This is a genomic window from Bradyrhizobium manausense (assembly GCF_018129685.1).
In the GTDB taxonomy this organism is placed as follows: domain Bacteria; phylum Pseudomonadota; class Alphaproteobacteria; order Rhizobiales; family Xanthobacteraceae; genus Bradyrhizobium; species Bradyrhizobium manausense_D.
Window position 1 is genome coordinate 1 of sequence record NZ_JAFCLG010000010.1, and the last position, 17,195, is coordinate 17,195.

Annotated in this window: 18 protein-coding genes; 1 reads left to right on the plus strand and 17 read right to left on the minus strand. The window is 62.6% G+C overall.

Annotation, left to right across the window (positions count from 1 at the left end; genetic code table 11):
- Nucleotides 1-255: 255 nt before the first annotated feature.
- The 5 genes from JQ621_RS22475 to JQ621_RS22490 form a co-directional block, all read right to left on the minus strand.
- Complete coding sequence (locus JQ621_RS22475; RefSeq protein ID WP_212236870.1) at nucleotides 256-1,137, minus strand: replication initiator protein A; 882 nt, start codon at nucleotides 1,135-1,137, stop codon at nucleotides 256-258.
- 22 nt (nucleotides 1,138-1,159) lie between these two features.
- Nucleotides 1,160-1,444, minus strand: a complete 285-nt coding sequence (locus tag JQ621_RS22480) for a helix-turn-helix transcriptional regulator (RefSeq protein ID WP_212236871.1) — start codon at nucleotides 1,442-1,444, stop codon at nucleotides 1,160-1,162.
- Nucleotides 1,445-1,583: 139 nt separating this feature from the next.
- Entirely contained in the window at nucleotides 1,584-2,108 is a 525-nt protein-coding gene (locus JQ621_RS22485) for a DUF2285 domain-containing protein (protein WP_212236872.1), read from the minus strand.
- A 49-nt stretch (nucleotides 2,109-2,157) separates the two neighbouring features.
- Nucleotides 2,158-2,334, minus strand: a complete 177-nt coding sequence (locus JQ621_RS35510; RefSeq protein ID WP_249125479.1) for a transcriptional regulator domain-containing protein — start codon at nucleotides 2,332-2,334, stop codon at nucleotides 2,158-2,160.
- Between the two features lie 171 nt (nucleotides 2,335-2,505).
- A complete protein-coding gene (locus JQ621_RS22490; protein ID WP_212237167.1) occupies nucleotides 2,506-2,781 on the minus strand; it encodes a DNA -binding domain-containing protein in 276 nt (91 codons plus the stop codon).
- Nucleotides 2,782-3,047: 266 nt separating this feature from the next.
- On the opposite strand from JQ621_RS22490, the gene JQ621_RS22495 reads away from it, so the two are divergent.
- The gene (locus tag JQ621_RS22495; RefSeq protein WP_212237169.1) at nucleotides 3,048-3,302 is read left to right on the plus strand and encodes a helix-turn-helix domain-containing protein; all 255 of its coding nucleotides are present in this window, start codon (nucleotides 3,048-3,050) and stop codon (nucleotides 3,300-3,302) included.
- A gap of 300 nt (nucleotides 3,303-3,602) precedes the next feature.
- Here JQ621_RS22495 and JQ621_RS22500 read toward each other — a convergent pair whose 3' ends face one another.
- From JQ621_RS22500 to JQ621_RS22555, 12 genes are all read right to left on the minus strand, one after another.
- Nucleotides 3,603-3,923 (minus strand): DUF736 domain-containing protein, encoded by a 321-nt coding sequence (locus JQ621_RS22500; protein ID WP_212236873.1) that lies wholly within the window; start codon nucleotides 3,921-3,923, stop codon nucleotides 3,603-3,605.
- 533 nt (nucleotides 3,924-4,456) lie between these two features.
- Nucleotides 4,457-4,987 (minus strand): hypothetical protein, encoded by a 531-nt coding sequence (locus JQ621_RS22505; protein WP_312015435.1) that lies wholly within the window; start codon nucleotides 4,985-4,987, stop codon nucleotides 4,457-4,459.
- Nucleotides 4,988-5,181: 194 nt separating this feature from the next.
- A complete protein-coding gene (locus JQ621_RS22510; RefSeq protein ID WP_212236874.1) occupies nucleotides 5,182-6,120 on the minus strand; it encodes a DUF2493 domain-containing protein in 939 nt (312 codons plus the stop codon).
- A 353-nt stretch (nucleotides 6,121-6,473) separates the two neighbouring features.
- Complete coding sequence (locus tag JQ621_RS22515; protein ID WP_212236875.1) at nucleotides 6,474-7,529, minus strand: DUF7146 domain-containing protein; 1,056 nt, start codon at nucleotides 7,527-7,529, stop codon at nucleotides 6,474-6,476.
- Nucleotide 7,530: 1 nt separating this feature from the next.
- Nucleotides 7,531-11,880: a strawberry notch-like NTP hydrolase domain-containing protein gene (locus JQ621_RS22520; protein WP_212236876.1), complete on the minus strand. Its 4,350-nt coding sequence runs from the start codon at nucleotides 11,878-11,880 to the stop codon at nucleotides 7,531-7,533.
- Between the two features lie 147 nt (nucleotides 11,881-12,027).
- Nucleotides 12,028-12,351: a DUF4326 domain-containing protein gene (locus tag JQ621_RS22525; RefSeq protein WP_212236877.1), complete on the minus strand. Its 324-nt coding sequence runs from the start codon at nucleotides 12,349-12,351 to the stop codon at nucleotides 12,028-12,030.
- 151 nt (nucleotides 12,352-12,502) lie between these two features.
- The gene (locus tag JQ621_RS22530) at nucleotides 12,503-12,745 is read right to left on the minus strand and encodes a DUF6117 family protein (RefSeq protein WP_212236878.1); all 243 of its coding nucleotides are present in this window, start codon (nucleotides 12,743-12,745) and stop codon (nucleotides 12,503-12,505) included.
- Between the two features lie 70 nt (nucleotides 12,746-12,815).
- Complete coding sequence (locus JQ621_RS22535) at nucleotides 12,816-13,577, minus strand: hypothetical protein (protein WP_212236879.1); 762 nt, start codon at nucleotides 13,575-13,577, stop codon at nucleotides 12,816-12,818.
- A 68-nt stretch (nucleotides 13,578-13,645) separates the two neighbouring features.
- The gene (locus tag JQ621_RS22540) at nucleotides 13,646-14,008 is read right to left on the minus strand and encodes a DUF6915 family protein (RefSeq protein WP_212236880.1); all 363 of its coding nucleotides are present in this window, start codon (nucleotides 14,006-14,008) and stop codon (nucleotides 13,646-13,648) included.
- Nucleotides 14,009-14,018: 10 nt separating this feature from the next.
- Nucleotides 14,019-14,624, minus strand: a complete 606-nt coding sequence (locus JQ621_RS22545; RefSeq protein WP_249125481.1) for a DUF6878 family protein — start codon at nucleotides 14,622-14,624, stop codon at nucleotides 14,019-14,021.
- Nucleotides 14,593-16,308: a DNA-binding protein gene (locus tag JQ621_RS22550; protein WP_249125482.1), complete on the minus strand. Its 1,716-nt coding sequence runs from the start codon at nucleotides 16,306-16,308 to the stop codon at nucleotides 14,593-14,595. Before JQ621_RS22550 ends, JQ621_RS22545 begins: the two co-directional genes overlap by 32 nt.
- Before the next feature lie 166 nt (nucleotides 16,309-16,474).
- On the minus strand, nucleotides 16,475-17,125 hold the full coding sequence (locus JQ621_RS22555; RefSeq protein ID WP_212237177.1) for a plasmid pRiA4b ORF-3 family protein: 651 nt from the start codon (nucleotides 17,123-17,125) through the stop codon (nucleotides 16,475-16,477).
- Nucleotides 17,126-17,195 lie beyond the last annotated feature (70 nt).

Here is a 17,195-nt window from a genome sequence, read left to right on the forward strand (position 1 = left end):
GTTCGTGAACTGAGTTCGCTCTCTTGGCACACAGTTCGCTGACTCGGCACCGGTTCGCTGAACACGGCACATCGACAACCGCGGAGGAAAACGCGCGGTCCGTTAGAAAGAATCCGCAGGATTCAGGGTTAGTAAAGTTACGAGCGCGAAAAGAATTTGAGCGCCAGAACGTTACGTTCGGTTCCGGTCCCCGATAGGACGAGGATCGGGTCCCTGATGGCACGCGAGTTCTCGTCCCCGATAGCACGAAATGATTCACAGCTTGTGCACCGATGCAGTTGCGAGTCCGCGACGGCGCCGAGCGGCCGTGAGCGGATCGACAGGAATGGGTGTGAAGTTGAGGCGTTCAGCGCCGCGAAGGCTGCGGTCGATAACGAGTTGATAGCCAGGCAAGGTCTGGCGGCGGACGATCTCCCGGAGATCGTAGGCAAAATGCTTCAGCGGCGAGAGGCTGCCAGACTTGGCGTGCAGATGAACGAAATCAAAACTCCAGCCGCCGGTCTGGCGTCCGCCGTGCTTGCGCACGAGGCGATAGAGCCAGCGCTCCAGGCCGCCGGTCAGGTCGAAATACGCGCGATCAATTGTGAGGACGAGCGCTTCATCCAGCACACCGGCGTAAAACCAGTCGGCCAGGATCAGCTCCAATCCGCGTGGCCGGCCGTGCACATCGGCCGTCTCTTTCCATTCATTGATCCAGGAAAAGCGGTGTCGCCGACGCTCCGTCGGTTGGCGGATCGTCGTCATGACGGTCGTCGATTGCAGCCGGTCGAGTGCGGCTTTGAGCCGGTCGTAGTCGCGGGCGCTGGTGCCGCGACCTACGAAGGTCAGGATTTCGTATGGCGTCGCGGCCATCAACCGCGATGTCTTCAAACCGGCGTCGCGGGCCTCGACAATCTGCGAGGCCGCCCAAATAAGAACGTCGGCATCCCAGATGGTGGCCATGCCGTGTTCCGGAACGGCCTCGACACGAATGGCGATCTTGCCTGCGCGAAAATCGATCGGAACGATGCGCCTGGATTTGGCCAGCGAGAAGAACGGATAGGCCATGAGATCCTGGGCATCGCGGGCTGCGAGATCGCCGGGAAGCGCACGGAACAGGTCGAGCTGCTCGCGTTCTGAACGGGGTCTGCGTCGCATCGTTACTGCGCTCCCGTAACGATCAGCGGCGCGTCTGGCCGGCGTAGGGGCGCAAAGCCGCCGGATGCCGTTTAGCGGGCAACACGGTCCCAGCACCGGAATCTGAGGTTGATTCGCGGATCCCGCGTTTGGCCCAGGCTTCCAAATCGGCGATCGCATAGACAACGCGACCGCCAAGCTTTCGATAAGTGGGACCGGTACCGTAGGTCCGGTGCTTTTCCAGTGTCCGGCCGGAGAGACTGAGGAATCGCGCGGCTTCGGGCGTGCGCAGGTATCGGGGCGGCAAGCCGGCGTTCGGATCGGACATATCAGAAGCTCCATCGTCTCATGGAGCGCCACAGCGGTTCGCGGCGCGTCTGTTGTGACGATGGCGAAGAAGGCAAGCGCAGGGGGATGCCGATGATGGGGTGTCGAATTTCGGCACCCCTCCTCACCGACATCATCAGCTATTTCTTGCGGCGGCTCGGACGGAGCAGTTCGCGATAGCCGCCGCGCATCAGCGCAAGCCCGGTTTGCACCAAGCGGATGGTGCGGTTGCGCAGGTCGTGGGTTTTCCAGGCCCGTTCGGGGATATGCCTTGCGCCGAACAGTTCTTCCGCGATAGCGCGATAGGTATGGCCATCGGAACTGGCATCGAGCGCACGCAGCGCGAGGGCCAGCCGCTGTCGCCGCTGTAGGGACAGTTCTTGAAATGCGGGGCCAGCGGGGTACCCACCAAGAGCGCGCCAGAGACGGCCCGCCGCATGGGCGCGCGACTCAAAATCCCCATCAAGCGGCAATTCGGCGGCGTAGGGCATGCCAGCCACCAGAGGCTCCCTAAGCCACAGCCGATGTTCGACGCCGTTCAGACGCAGCAGGAGATGCCAGCCATCCGCGGCCTGCCGGCACTCGGCGGTCGACAGCTCGGCCAGGCCGAGGCCATGGGCACTGAAGGCAGCTGTGCTTCGAACAACCGGAACGATGTCCGGCAAAACTTCCGGAGCCCAGAAAATAGCTTGATCCTGCGACGACCCCGCCGGGTCAGTCACAAAAGCAAAGGCCCCATCTCCTTCTGAACGCTGTGGTCACGGGAGAATCAGGTTTCGAATGCGCGAGTTCACGACAATCGCGGTGATAGTCCGGATTGCGGCGAACGTATTCCCAGGCAAAGCCGGGGCGATCATAGGCTGCAGTTGATCGCCAATCAGAATGAGACATCGCATCTTTTCTCCTGTCACGTGCGCCGGTCAGGATGAGCGCGATATCATTTTAGCAATCGAAGGTTGTTGATAGTCCCCGTATCCGCATCACGCGATGCGCAAACGCGGTCACGAGAATTCGAAAGAACATTCGCTCTACGAAGGCGGCGGATCGAAGTGATTTATTTCATCAAGGGTTGCCTGCACGCAGCAGATGCCGGTAGCCTTGCTCTGTCATCCATTTGGCGCGGGCCAGATGACTATCCAACGCATGCCGCGCACGATCCGGCTCACGCTCGGCATCGAGATGCAACACGATCCGCGCGACCTCGCGCCAGTCGGCACCTTCGGCGTCGGCATCGAGCAACCGCAAATAGGTCACCAGATGTTCCATGTCGTAGTCCGTAAGCGTGGGGGCGGATGGCGCCACGTCTGCCACGTCGGGGTCAAGCGGTGGCATCTGTATCGGCATGCTGGTGCTCGACAGGTGACATCAAAAAAACGAACTCATGCGCCTGCGAAAGGCTAAGCCATCGTTTGGCCGTAATCCAGACCGTGCAGGCTCCATTCCCCACATAAGATGAGCACGACCAATGGTTCTGACCAACGTTCGAAGCTCTGACCGGACGGCAGCGAGAATGGGCCTTGAGGCCAATCGAAGTCTCCCGTCCAACAACGTTTGTCGAGAATACTCCGTGGTGGAATACTCTTCAAGGCCGTGCTCTCTCGTCCATGGAGATACGAGAGGTACTAGCAGTCAATTTGCGGAAACTCCGGCGGGCTAACGGCTTGTCGCAGGAGGAGCTGGCGCACCGCGCTAAGATCGACCGTACTTACATCAGCTCGCTGGAGCGAAGCGTCTATGCTGCCGGCATTGACGTTGTGGACAGGTTGGCGCGGGTTCTCGGTGTTGAGGCGGCAGATCTTCTCAGGCGACCGTCTCCTACTGGGGATAAAAAGAGAGGCCGGAGTCAATCCGGCGCTTGAACCATGCGAGCTTGTGCGAAGTCGGAAAGAGCCTCCCGCGAGCCGGGCCGCAGGCCCGGCGAGCCCCGGGGCGCGGCAACGCGCCCGTCGCCGATCCGGAAGGATGACGAAGCACGCGATGAACGGACGAAAGCGCCGAAGCGGAAAGGCTGAAGCCTGCGTTTCGGTCGCTGCGGATCAGCGAAAATGTGAAGCCGTCATGGCGAAGCGCGAGGATCGCAGGCGGCTCGCTGGCGTAGCCATCGTCAGACAGCGAAACGCCCCGCTCGGATGAGCGGGGCGCTGGTGCGCTGGTCTTGCTCAGTCGCCGTTCTTGCGCGACCGCGACCAGATCAGGGTGTAGGTCTCGGCGTCCTCGTCGTCGAAGAGGTTGGCGTAGATCGGAGCGTTGAAGCTCGGATCGTCCAGCTTGACTGAGAGATAATCGCGACCCTCGCTGGAGCGCTTCGGCCACGCGGCCCCTATCTCAGCTCGGCCCACGTAGACCCGGTGGCTCGGCGCGTTGTCATTGCTCCGGTCTGTCTCGGGGACGATGCGGACGCCCTTGGTCTGGAGGCTCAGGGTGACGATCTCGCCCTGGAATTCCTGGCCGGATTTCTTGAAAGAGCCGATGTTAGCCATGTCACTTCTCCTTGCTGTTTTCGAGCTCCGCGACCACCGCGGCCTCGATGGCGATCTGAAAGCCGAAGGCGATCGACGCCGCACCCGTTTGGGCCGCAGCGGAGCGGAGGATGGCGGCGGTGAGACTTTCTTGCCTCGCGAGGAATGGGCAAAGCCCAGGGGAAGAAAGTCTCGCCGCCGCCGTTGCGGTTCAGGCGATCGAGGCGCAGCCGGCCTTCGGCCAGATCAAGCCAATGAGAGGCGAGGTGCTCGCGTGCGCTGAACAGCATTTGGGAGACGTGCCAGCTATCGATCGGCCCATGCAAGAAGCGCCGCATTCCCGGCGAAGGAAAAGAAAACCTGGCGTGCAGAACGGTGGTCACTTGTCGCCGCGCAGACAGAAGACAACGCAGACGCAGCGACACACCGGATCGTAGTCGGCCAAGGAGATCGACCGGCTCAATCGAAGTGCGAGAGGGACCGCGATATCGCTGTCATGTCTGGCGACCGGATATCCGCGCTGACCCCAACCGAACGACGATAGACCCGTAGAGTCACCCGCCCGCGGTCATCGCTCTATTCGGCGGCTGAATGGGGCCGAGTGTAACACCCGGTCTAAGAGCGGGGTCGGCCAGCGTCGATACGCGCGCCCAGGCGGTGCTCCCGATGGCGATGGCGCCAAGCACAGCGAACGACTCCCGCCACCATTCCGAGGGAATGCCGATGTGCGAAAGGGCAAGGGTCATATCATATCCAGCGCGTGCAGCCGGAACCGCGAATAGTAACCCAATGAGAAGGCGGACAACGGGACCGCGCGCGACGGAGAAGGCGTACCGCCCGAGAACGAGTGTAAAACCAGCCACGATGAAACCAACGACGATGGCTCCGAACGGACCCATCCCAATCTGAAATGAATAGATCCCTGCGGTCATGCCGACGAAAAACGGCAGCGCATGGATAGCGAGTGCAAAAAGTGCCCAACAGAGGACACCGAGTCCGACGATGTTGAGAAGAATGCCGACAATAAGCATGGTGATGGCTCCCGTGACAGGGGTTGCAGGGGTCGCGCCTTCCACCACCACCACGGCGCTATCCCCTAAGGTTAGCCGATCCCGCGAGGGTTTGGAATCCCCCGCGGTCCTGACGGCGAGCAAGATTCCAGCCTGGAAGCGATGTGATGAGCGCCCCGCTCGGATCGCCGTTACGGCGTAAAGCGGATAGATCGATGCCGCTCTACCGGTGATAATTTGCAGTCCGGCTGAAGAAATGGTGGCGGCGCTCACGCGCCGCCGTTACCGAATTTCCAGACGGGGATACCGAGCTTCCGTGCCTTGTCGGCCAGGTTCTCCTGGATACCGGTTCCGGGAAAGACCATGACGCCGATCGGCAGCACGTCGAGCATCCGATCGTTGCGCTTGAACGGTGCTGCCTTGGCGTGTTTGGTCCAGTCGGGTTTGAAGGCGATTTGCGGAACTTTTCGATGATCGGCCCAGCGGGCGGCGATACGCTCAGCACCCTTCGGCGAACCGCCATGGAGCAGCACCATGTCCGGATGTTTTGCGTGGACCTGATCGAGCTTGTCCCAGATCAGGCTGACATCGTTGAAGTCGAGGCCGCCGGTGAAGGCGATCTTCGGACCGGAAGGCAGCATGACCTCGGTGTCGGCCCGGCGCCTGGCGGCGAGGAAGTCGCGGCTGTCGATGACGGCGGAAGTCAGGGCGCGATGGTTGACTTTCGAACCGCTGCGCGGGTGCCAGTGCGATCCGGTCTGGCGGGCGAAGTGTTCGGCGGCCTGGTCGCGGAAAAGTTCCATGACATCGCGGCGTTCGATCAAACTCATGCCCTCGGCGGTGAGACGCTCCAGTTCGACCGAGCGGATCTCGGAGCCATCCTGGTCGCGTTGGCTGCGCTTCTGCGCCTGCTCGTTGTCGTCGAGTTCACGTTCGATCCGATCGTTGGCGCGGTGGAAGAGATTGACGGTCGACCACAGGAGGTCCTCGAGGTCGGGTTCGAGGCGGGTTTCGCTCAAGGTCGCGGTGAGTGCGTCGAAGATGTCGGCGACGGTAGCAGCGACGGTACGGGCTTCGGGAAGCGGTCTCGGGTCGGGCTCGTCCTGGAAGGGTCGATAGCCGTGGAGCTGGAGCTCGGTAAGGATGTGATCGGTCGGGGATGTCGCATGCGGCGGCTCGTAGTCCAGTTGGTCGCGGTCGATCGTCATGGTGGCGTCCTTTTGCCGGATCGGCCGCGCTCATCGCGGCCTTCATGGCGACGAAAGGCGGCGGGCGGACCGGACCTGCACCGCCGAGCGCAGCGACAGCGGCCGTAGCGAAGCGGAGGATGGCGGGAGCCGGCTATTTTGCCTCGCGATGTAAAGCGTCCACCCCGGGGTCCCCGTCGCGCTCGCGCGATGGGGTGGGCCTGGGACGCGACGGAAAATAGCCGGCTCCCGCCATTGCGTGGCCGGACCGCTTGCCGCAGGGTCGCCCTCTCAAGAAGGCCGTGGGCGCGGTCCTCTCCGTCAACAAGGAAGCTCCGAGGTCGATGGTACCTCGTCAGAGCGGAGTACCGGCCTCATCCGCTATTCCCGTCTAAACCCGTGCTCAAGAACCGGCCAACGTCCTCCGGGCTGAGCTGGATGCGCAACGCTGCACGTAGCGCGTTGATGTCAAAATTTCGCAGATCCTCATTGAAATCTCCACACTGCGGCGACAGCACGATCGCCTCGATCCCGGCCGATTGCGCCCTGTCGAACAGTCCGGCCACCGCACCATCGCCCGCCGGATCGTTGTCACGGACGACATAGAGCCGACGCAGCGTTGCCGGGAACAGGATGGCTCCGAGATGCGCGGCCGAGAGTGCTGCGACCATCGCCATGGTGGGGATGATGCAGCGGGGCGATAGCATGGTCTCAATGCCCTCGCCGGCCGCCATCACGTCGCTTGCCGGACCGAAACGAACCGCGTGTCCGAGAAGGTGACCCATTGCCCGGCGTGGGGTATCGACCGGCGCCTTGTCGCGGCCGGACGGATCGAGCCAGGTGCGGTGCGCGCCGGTGACGTGGCCCTGGAGGTCGGTCACAGCGGCTATCATTGCAGGCCAAATTTCGGTGGGGGCGTCTGCCTCGGGACGATAGTAGCAGCGTGGATGGAATCGCAGGCTGGCGATGCCATGCAGGTCAGTGATGCCGCGTCTCCGCAGGTAAGTCTCCACAACCGTGCCGGCAATCGGCTGCGACATGCCGAACAGACGCCGTGCCGATTCGGGTGAGCCGGTCAGTACTGGTGACAGGCGCGATGGACTGTCCGGCTCCCGTTTAGATCTTGGCAGGCTTAGGAAGCGTCGCGCCTCCTCAGTGACATCGTGGAAATCGACCAGGCCGCAACTCTCTCGGATCACGTCGAGCAGATCCCCATGCTCGCCGGTCGCCGCGTCGGTCCATTTGCCGGCCGGGCGCCCGCCGGGGCCTTTCGGTTTCAGGCGGACGAACATCGATCGGCCGGATGCGTTCCTGACGTCGCCGACCTGCCAGTAATTGCCGACGCGACGTCCGTTGGAGAGGTAGTGACGGCACACCGCCTCGGCCTCGCGCGCGAGGCGATGTGCCAGCTCTGCCGCATTGCGCGGCATGTCACGCCGCCGCCCGATCAGCGATGCGCGCGATCGGATAGCACTCCAGAACCTTGGCGAGGATCGCAGGACCGGTCGCATCGACTGGGACAAAGAAACGCAGCTTCCACGAAATGATCTCGCCGAACAGGCCATAGGCGCGTAAGCGATCCCGCATCGGCTCGGAGAAGCCAGTCAACTCGATCCGGTTCGCACCCATCACGCGAACGCGCCTGACCTGGAGACCCTCGGCGAGATCGAGGATGGTCTTGCCATCGATCAGCGCGGCGAAGGCATCGTCCGGCGAAAGCTTCGACGTCCCGGCTTCCAGCGCACCCGCGACCCACGCGGGCGACACCTTACGGCCGATAATCCGCTCGCCGGTGTCGGTCTGCAGACGATACACCCGTGTGGATTCATTTGGGAGCCGCTTCCAGATCGGCAACAATAAGCCCGCAACGATGTGGATCTCGCTGTCGGTGAACTCCGGAATCTCGGCGACTTCGGCCGCCCAGGCGCGGGCGAAGGTGTCGCGGTCGACTTCCCGCCAATGGGTCTGCGGCATCATTGCCAGCGGTATGGTTGGGTGCTCCATCGGGCGGATGAGGCGAACCCGGCGTTCGACTTCGCCGTCGTCGAGCATCAGACTTCGGGCCGGGACCTGCACGGCGGCGCGGCCGGACTGGCTGTTGACCAACGGAACCGCGCGGGCATCGGAGAGACGCCCCAGCGCCTCATCTGATGTGACCGGCCGGTTACGTTCGCGCTGGGTAATGGTCAGCAGCCGCGTCTCGGCGGACGTACCGGGATGGGTATAGATCGTCTGCCGGCCAGCGACGACGAAACTCTCGGCCGTCAGCGTCTCCAACCCGACATCATAGGTGCCGGACGCGATGGCGCCCTCGATCCGCGCCGTCAGCAGTTGCTCGAACGCGGTGAACAGGATGTTCTGGAGATCGATAGTGAGCGCCAGCAGGCGATTGAGGAACGTCGTGATCGGCGGCAGCTCATCCCTGATGCCGTTCGAGTCAGTGAGCTTCAACCCAGTCGCGTCCTCGAACGTTTGAAGCGAACAGTCACTGACCTTGCCGGTGACCAGCAGGACGTAGAGCTGGCGCAACGCATCGCGCGCGTAATGACTTTCGAGATTGTCTTCAGGCCGGAACAGGCCCTGCCCTCCGGTCTGGCGCTGGCCCTTGGTGATAGCGCCCAACGTGTCGAGACGACGCGCGATGGTCGAGAGGAAGCGCTTCTCGGCTTTCACATTAGTGGCGATGGGTCTGAACAGCGGCGGCTGTGCCTGATTGGTGCGGTTGGTCCGACCCAATCCCTGGATCGCCGCATCGGCTTTCCATCCGGCTTCCAGAAGATAGTGGACCCGCAGCCTTCGGTTCCTTGCCGCAAGGTCAGCGTGATAGGAACGCCCGGTGCCGCCGGCGTCGGAGAAGACGAGAATGCGTTTCGCGTCATCCATGAATGCCTGGGTTTCGCCGAGGTTGGCCGAGCCGGCGCGGTTCTCGACAACCAATCGATCGATTCCGTCCGATCCGGTCTTGCGGACGATCCTGCGCGAACGTCCCGTGACTTCCGCCACCATGTCGGTGCCAAACCGCTGCACGATCTGGTCGAGCGCGCCATGAACCGGCGTCAACGACGCCAGCTTCTCGATCAACCGGTCGCGCCGCGTGACGGCCTCCCGGCTCTGCACGGGTTGGCCGTCACGATAGACCGGACGCGACAACAGGTTCCCTTCGCCATCGGTAAACGGCTCGTAAAGCTGGGTCGGGAAGCCATGTGCCAAATAATCCAGCACATATTCGCGCGGCGTGATGTCGACCTGGACGTCGCCCCATTCCTCCGTTGGGATTTCGGCAAGGCGGCGTTCCGTCAACGCTTCGCCGGTCGAGACGATCTGGATCACGGCGGCATGGCCGTCTGTTAGGTCCCGCTCGACGGACGCGATCAGCGACGGCGTCTTGATCGCCGTGATCAGATGGTTGAAGAAACGCTGTTTTGCCGATTCGAACGCGGACCTGGCCGCGGATTTCGCCTGCGCGTTGAGCGTGCCCGTTGCGCCCGTGATGTTTGCCGCCCGCATCGCGGCTTCTAGATTGTTATGAATGATCGAGAAGCCCCCCGCATAGGCATCGTAGATGCGGATCTGTTCGTCGGTCAGACGGTGCTCGACCAATTCGTACGCAACGCCCTCATAGGAAAGGGAGCGGGCCGAATAGAGGCCAAGCGCTTTCATATCGCGGGCGAGCACTTCCATTGCCGCGACGCCGCCAGCCTCGATCGCCTCGACGAACTCGCTGCGCGTCGCGAACGGGAATTCCTCACCGCCCCAGAGCCCAAGGCGCTGGGCATAGGCGAGGTTATGAACCGTGGTGGCGGCGGTCGCCGAGACATAGACGATGCGGGCATTCGGCAGGGCATGTTGCAGCCGCAAGCCAGCGCGGCCCTGTTGTGACGCAGCCTGGTCGCCGCGTTCCCCTTTCCCGCCCGCGGCGTTCTGCATCGCGTGAGACTCGTCGAAGATGATGACCCCGTCGAAGTCGGCGCCCAACCATTCCACGATCTGTTTGACCCGAGAAACCTTCTCGTCGCGCGCGTCGGATCGCAGCGTGGCGTATGTGGTAAAAAGGACCCCCTGCTCCAGACGGATCGGCGTGCCCTGCCGGAACCGCGACAACGGCGTCACCAGCAGCCGCTCCATGCCGAGCGCCGACCAGTCGCGCTGAGCGTCCTCGATCAGCTTGTCGGACTTGCTGACCCACACCGCGCGGCAGCGGCCCTTCAACCAATTGTCGAGCAGGATACCGGCGACCTGACGGCCTTTCCCCGCACCGGTTCCGTCTCCCAAAAACCAGCCGCGCCGGAATTGCGCGGCATTGTCCGCATCGTCGCGCGCCGCGCAGACCAGGTCATAGGTCTCGTCGATGGTCCATGATCCCGCAAGGAACTGGGAGTGGGCCTCGCCCGCATATATGACGGACTCAAGCTGCGCATCAGACAGCAGGCCATCCGTGATGATGTTCGTCGGAAGGTACGGCCGATAGGACGGGATCGGAGGCGCCACCGACGCCATGGCGGCTGATTGTACCAGCTTGGTGGGATGTGGCTGAGAGCCGGGAATGCGGACCGATTGAAGCGCGTATTCTTCGTAAAGCGCTTCGGTGATCTGGCTGCCCTCAATCGGTGTCCATGCGACGGTCTCATAGGCGAGCTCAACTGCTGCGGGATCCGATGTCGGAGCGGCAATCGCGGACGGACGCGTGGCAGAGGCGCGGACTGTTCGCGGAATGGCCGGATGCGGGATCGACGGAGCGGCAACGGCCCTCGCGATCGGCAACCGCGCTGGAACGTACTCCGTGACCCAACCAAGCAGCGTGGCAACGTCCGGCGCCATGCCAGAAGGCGACGGAAATGCCCTCGCATCCTCCGCTGGCAACCGATCGATCACGGTCAGGCGTGTCTCGATGGTGGTACCGTGCCTGGCAAACACGGCGCCAGCAATAGCGGCGGTGAAGACGACGCGCCCACGTTCCTGCAACCGGAAGAAGGCATCGCGCCAGACCGGATTGTCCGGGGAACAACTCGCCCCAGTGATTGCGACCAAGCGACCGCCCTCGGGGAGCCGCGCCAGGACCGACTCGATGTGCCGCAAGGCGGCATCGGCCATCCGGCGATCGACGTTGGCGACGGCCGAGAATGGCGGATTCATCAGCACGACGCTTGGCGTGACGCCAGCGTCGAGATGATCGTCGATATGCGCGGCATCGAAGCGGGTGACGGTGATGCCCGGAAACAGATGCGAGAGAAGCTCCGCGCGGGTTTCGGCCAGCTCATTGAGAACCAGAGACGCACCCGACAGCTCGGCCAGGATGGCGAGAAGGCCAGTGCCGGCCGAAGGCTCCAGCACGATGTCAGCAGGCGTGATCGCCGCCGCGGCGCTCGCCGCAAGCCCGAGCACAATTGGCGTACTGAACTGCTGAAGCGCTTCGCTCTCTTCGGAACGGCGGGTGTGGGTGGGAAGAAGGCCGGCAATCTTGGCCAGCATCGGCAGCATCGCGGCCGGGGAAGCAGCACGCGTGCGCATGGCCTGACCGAACTTGCGAACGAACAGAACGGTGGCCGCCTCGCAAGCGTCGTACGCCGTCTTCCAATCCCATCCGCCATCGGCGTCGGAGGCGCCAAAGGCGCTCTCCATCGCCGTGCGCAGGACAGGCGCATCGATGCGCTGACCGCGCTCGAGATGCACAAGAAGAAGTTGCGCGGCGCTAGCAATCGCGTCGGCCTTGTTCAGAGAACCGGACGCAACGGAAAGCGGCGCGGCCGCGACAGCGGCCACGGAGGTGAAAGGCGATGTCATGGGGAGAACCTCGAAAGAGCTGGGGACGGATCGAGCGGCGGGGCGCTCTCTCGACCGCGCCGGCTCAAACCCGTCCCGGCCAAGCTCTTCCTCTCAAAGCCCGGGGTTACGGACGGTGTCACACCGGCACTGAGTTCGGCGCGCGGCCTAGCCGCACCGCCATGGCCGATGGTCGATACGACCTCGCCACCACGCGATCCTGTCTTCGCGGGATGCGTTGGCAAGCCACAGCAAGAGCTCGCCATGGCATGCGAGCGGCGCGCAGAAGCAGACGAGGTCATGGCCGCGCAATTCGTCGAGCGCACGCAACAGATGATGCTGATCGCGCAGCCAGCGCGCGTATTTCGCGATGACGCTCGCGCGGTCGCCGTCAGAGCCGATTCTGAACGGATTACCCCATTTGCTGCCGCGGCCGATGTAGACGGCGCCGGCCGGAACGCCCGTCTTGCGCTTGTTGAGAACCCTGCACATCGCTATCGCCTCCTGATCTTCCCGTTGCGGTGAACAGGTCGAAGGACGCGGTTCAGGTTTCGCATGTCACGCAGCGCCGAAGGCGAAGCGGAAACGGCTTGCCCGTTGACATGCGAACCGCTGCGTCCAGACGCGGTTCACCGCAGCGGGATCAGGTCGGCGATTGTCCCGGCAGGGTTTCGGCTGGCGGGAGATAGGTATCGTAGGGATTGCCGTCGGTGAGGTGGCCAAACGGCATGAAGACGTAGTCCGTGCCCTCATGACCGACGGCGCAGATGACATATCGGGGTTCACCAGTGACGGCGTCAGTGCATTCCATCAGCGCAAGACTGCCATCGGATGCAGCGCGGAGCAGCGTGTCGAAATTCGTGCTGATATGATCAGGGATGCTCATGGCGGAACTCCAAATAAAAAGCGCCCGGCGGGGGAGCCGGACCATGGGGCCAATGGTGAGGAAGAAACGATCAGGCCGGGGTCGCCGACCGCCGTTCTGCTTCGCGGATCGCAGCAAGGGCGGCGCTGTAGATCGCCGAACCGAGCTCTTCTCTGAGATCGGTCTGCTCCACCACGAAGAGGCATCCGGCGCGAATGTCGGCGTCCGTGACGGCACCGGCGGCGATCGTCGTCAGTGTCTCATCGGTTTCGACTAGGCGGCCGATCTCCGCGCGGACGTGCTCTTCACTGAGGCACAATAGGACATGGCTGCTGAAGCACGGAGCGGCCGCTGCCGCTCCGTGCTCCGCCTGCTCCAGAAATTCGCCGAGAATATCCTCGGTGCTTTTGCCCCTGATGGCGTCGGCGGTAATAAGAATAGCCATGCCACCAAACCCGTCAGGCCGCATCCTGGTGCAGGTGAAAGCCGAGACCACCGTGACATGGTCGAGCGTTGCCGATCTCTTGACGATGTCCTGGAAGATGAACTCCCATGACGTCATGCTGAGGTCGAACTCCACATCGGAGTCATCTTCCCCGATGTTCTTTATGTGATCGAGGACGAAGGTGGCGGTCTCGCTTGTAACGCCATCCGATGCCGCGAGCGCGTTGCGGAGGGCCTCGATCGGCAACTCGATCAGTTCGGCCGGCATTATCTCCGCGAAGAAATAGAGCCCGCCGTCGCCGTCAGGTTCACTCTCGAAGATCTGCATCAACAGCAACCTCTCGAGTGATGTCATGTCTGCGTTCGGAATGGTGGGTTGAACGACTGTGGGCGAGAAATAGTCGGCCATATCGGATCTCCAGAAATGCGAAAGCCCGACACGAAGCCGGGCTGATCGGATGAAGGGTGGGAAGGTGGTCAGGTGGGGAACGCAAACGGATCGACCTGCCGGTGGATCGGCTGAGCCCGGCCCATCCAGGGTTCGGGCCGGATGCAGCGCACCCAGTCGGCGAAACTCGGTATGAAGCCGAGATCCTCGATGACGTGCTGCTCGCCGATCAACCGGACTGGCACGACGCGGCCGGTCGATATCGTGATCGTCGCGCCGAAGAAGCGCTCCAGCATGAAGATTCCTTCGGCATGATGACGTAACGCGCGATGACGGAAGTCGGCCGTGATCGCCTTCGACTCGTCGAACCATTGATGCAGCGGCAAATAGTTGTCGGCCGCCCCGCCCCACTTCCGGACCGAGGACAGCGCATGGTGAAAGGGATGTCCCATTGTCGCCTCCTCAGAATTCGTGCGAGAAAGTTTCGGATGACGTATATCGCTCGTTGTAGTCGAGCTTGATCGTCCGTTCGGCGACGTCGAAGGTGAATGCGCCATAGGCGCCGTCGTTGATCTCCCAACCGGAATGGACCTGACTGAGGAAATCATAGACCAGCGTTTCGACGGCCTCGTGAACGGTCAGGGTCTGGCGTTCGATCTCGGGGCTTTCCCAGATCGTACGCGCAATCTCGATCCGGTCGGAGGGCAGCATAATGGTTCCCTCCCTGGGCTCGACGTCAATGCGTTCGATCTGGCCGCTGTCGCCGTAGCCGTCGAACAAGACGGTGACGGTCTCAATTCCGGCGGCGGCGAGCGCATCGAACAAAACGGTCTTGTTGGCCGCCCGAATCTCCTCGGCTCGGCGCGCGTATTCGCGTTGCTTCCGGTCAAAAGCAGCGCCGCCAGCGGCGGGCTCGGGTGTCGTTTGCGAGTCGGTCATGATGATCCTCCTAAAATGGAAAGAACCCGGCGCGGTGGCCGGGCTTTTCGGTGAAACGGAAGTTGCGGGGCGGCCGAAGCCACCCCGCAAGCGTGGATTATTCTGCAGCGACGACGTGCGGCTGTTCATCGTCGACGTCGGCAGTAGCCTCGTCGTCATCCGCGAGGAATTCAGGCAAGGCCCCGACTTCACCGTCGGCGTCTTGCTCCGCGGCAGCGACCTCGACGAGACGGAGCGGCTCGGGCAGCCAACCCGTGCCCTCCAACAGCCGTTCGGCCTCCCGGGCCATGTCACCCTTCTTTAGGTGGTCGATGAGTTGCACCGATTGCTCGCCTTTGGCCTCGCGCACAGATTCGAGAATGCGAGGCTTGGTGACCCGACCGAGGTAGTTGTCGACGGTCGGCTTCCAGCCCACCGTCACCATGTCGAGTCCGACGGCACGAGCCAGGACATCGGCCTGGTCGAGTCGGCCACGAACGCTATGCGCGGAGACATGACCTCCGTTATAGCGGTTGGCCGGTTCGTAGAGCGCGTTCACCGCGGACGATGCGCAATGCGCGAACAGCGCCGCCTGCTCCTTGCCGTCAAACGCCGTGAGGACGTTCCAGAGATCGTCTTCGCCTTTGGGAAGACGGGCCTTCCATCCATCGTGCCTGATGTCGATGGCTTCCGCCGATGCGCTCTCCTTCAGACCCGGCGCCTGTGCCGGGAATGTGGGTGTGCGGATCGAGATCTCGAGGCAGCCGCTCGACGACGCGAAGCGATAGAACGTCGCCAGCACGAAATTGTGCAGTACCGCCTGGAAGGCGATGGCCGGATCGTTTGCCAGTGCATTGCGCAATGCCAAAGTCCGATGGGCGGTCAGCTCGGTGACGAGCCGATCCGGCAGGGGTTTGACGGTGTCGTCGTCGTCCTCCTCGACGGGTTCGGCCGGCGTAGCGCCGACGGTGATGACCGCAGGCTGGACCACGCCGTTTGTCTTTGGTTCCTCGCTGGTCTCTCCGTCATCCGGTGCGTCGCCCTTGGGATCGACGACGACGCGTGCCTCATCCCCCGGCCGGACGTAGCCGCGGTCGACCGACAGCAGGCCTTCGGCATCGATGCTGATGAATACACCGGCGCGGGCGATCTCGGCCGGATCGTAAATGAGCGACCGGGCTTCGAAGGCGGACCGCGACCTTTCGATCTCGGCGAGGCGCTGATCGATTGCATCAGGGAATTCGTCGGCATCCTGATAGTCCGCCTCGATCTTGGTATACTCGGCGTTGAGGGCGTCAAGCGTCACCTGCTCTTCCTCGGTCAGGTCGGCCGGCTCGCCGTCAAGCTCGCGCAGGCCGTTGGTGTGGCCGTAGGGGAAATTGATCGCCACCGCGATCCACTTCCAGCCTTCGATCGCGATCGTCTCGGCCTCGGCAGTCAGCTTCTCGGTCACGAGACGATCGAGCAGTGGGATATCTTGAAGCCAGCCACCATCGTCATGCTCGAACAGATCCCGCATCACGGCGCCGCCGGCATGCTCATAGGCATCGAGCCCGATGAATTGGGCGCGGCGGTCCGAGGCGCGGACGGTGTTCTCCGTCAGCATCCGCCGGATCTGGTACGGCTCATCAAGTTGAGAGCGGCCCACGTTGTCCCAGACCTGCTCCTGTCGTGCCTGGTCGGCAGTCACGGAGAAGGCCATAAGCTGTTCGAGCGTCATGCCGTCATCGGCATAAACCTCATGCAGCTTCGGAGACACCGACGCGAGGCGCAGGCGCTGCTTGACGATCGCCGGCGTCACAAAGTGTCGGGCAGCAATCTCTTCCTCACTCATGCCACCGTCACGCAGCAGCTTAAACGCGCGGAACTGATCCAGCGGATGGAGCGCTTAGGTTATGCGTCAACTGTCCTGTTAGCTGTATGGCGTTGATTCTTTTACCTTTCTGGTTGCGCCTTGCATTTTGGGTGTATCTTTGGCGCTGAAGCGTTGCCGTTTGGTGTCAATCACGATGGCTTTCTCGACGGAAGCGATAGTCGCCCTTTGATAAGCGTAGTGCTTTGGCGATAGCCTTGTTGATGTCGTCGAGATTGCAGGACTCCGGGTGGAACTTGCCGCCAGCCCATCGATGCATGGCTTTGTGTTCTTCATGGTCGGGGTCGAGCCAGGCCTCGAGGAAGTTGGCATAGCCTGAAGGCCCACCAGCGTCTTCGGGAGGTCCTGAGCGTGCGGCGGCGATACAGCGAGGATATTTGGCGCTCTCCTCGCGTGCGACGCGCTCCAAGCGCAGCAGATGACGCCAATTATCGCCAAAGTCGTATTCGTAGAGGATCGTGAGAGGGTTTTCCTCGGGGTCGTAGGGAAAGTGAAGGTCGATCATCCTGACCTCGGTCGCCTCGAAGGTCCGGCTGTCGGACAGACCGTCCTCATCGAACTCCGGGGCTCCATAGATAAGACCGCCAATATTGAAGTGATGCAAATGGCTGTCGGTCCAGCCAAAGGCGGCCTGCAGCACCTCGTGGAGTTGGGCGAGGTTGAGAGTGATTGGCAGTTCGAGAGTGCGGCTGATCTTGGGCTCGATGCCAAGGATATGAACCTCGGCGCGCACAATGAAGCTATCTGGATCGAAGGGGTCAAGCATGCCGCAGATCATGCCGCGCATGATTGTCGCAGGCAATGGATGGGGCGACAATTGTCCTTCGACGAGCGCAGCGACACGAACC

Bases quoted from the DNA above. Each gene is read 5' to 3' on its own strand.
- JQ621_RS22475 (WP_212236870.1), bottom strand. From the start codon at position 1,137: ATGCGACGCAGACCCCGTTCAGAACGCGAGCAGCTCGACCTGTTCCGT.
- JQ621_RS22480 (WP_212236871.1), bottom strand. From the start codon at position 1,444: ATGTCCGATCCGAACGCCGGCTTGCCGCCCCGATACCTGCGCACGCCC.
- JQ621_RS22525 (WP_212236877.1), bottom strand. From the start codon at position 12,351: ATGTGCAGGGTTCTCAACAAGCGCAAGACGGGCGTTCCGGCCGGCGCC.
- JQ621_RS22495 (WP_212237169.1), top strand. From the start codon at position 3,048: ATGGAGATACGAGAGGTACTAGCAGTCAATTTGCGGAAACTCCGGCGG.
- JQ621_RS22500 (WP_212236873.1), bottom strand. From the start codon at position 3,923: ATGGCTAACATCGGCTCTTTCAAGAAATCCGGCCAGGAATTCCAGGGC.
- JQ621_RS22545 (WP_249125481.1), bottom strand. From the start codon at position 14,624: ATGAACAGCCGCACGTCGTCGCTGCAGAATAATCCACGCTTGCGGGGT.
- JQ621_RS22530 (WP_212236878.1), bottom strand. From the start codon at position 12,745: ATGAGCATCCCTGATCATATCAGCACGAATTTCGACACGCTGCTCCGC.
- JQ621_RS22540 (WP_212236880.1), bottom strand. From the start codon at position 14,008: ATGGGACATCCCTTTCACCATGCGCTGTCCTCGGTCCGGAAGTGGGGC.
- JQ621_RS35510 (WP_249125479.1), bottom strand. From the start codon at position 2,334: ATGTCTCATTCTGATTGGCGATCAACTGCAGCCTATGATCGCCCCGGC.
- JQ621_RS22535 (WP_212236879.1), bottom strand. From the start codon at position 13,577: ATGGCCGACTATTTCTCGCCCACAGTCGTTCAACCCACCATTCCGAAC.
- JQ621_RS22515 (WP_212236875.1), bottom strand. From the start codon at position 7,529: ATGCCGCGCAATGCGGCAGAGCTGGCACATCGCCTCGCGCGCGAGGCC.
- JQ621_RS22510 (WP_212236874.1), bottom strand. From the start codon at position 6,120: ATGACGATCGACCGCGACCAACTGGACTACGAGCCGCCGCATGCGACA.
- JQ621_RS22520 (WP_212236876.1), bottom strand. From the start codon at position 11,880: ATGACATCGCCTTTCACCTCCGTGGCCGCTGTCGCGGCCGCGCCGCTT.
- JQ621_RS22555 (WP_212237177.1), bottom strand. From the start codon at position 17,125: ATGATCTGCGGCATGCTTGACCCCTTCGATCCAGATAGCTTCATTGTG.
- JQ621_RS22550 (WP_249125482.1), bottom strand. From the start codon at position 16,308: ATGAGTGAGGAAGAGATTGCTGCCCGACACTTTGTGACGCCGGCGATC.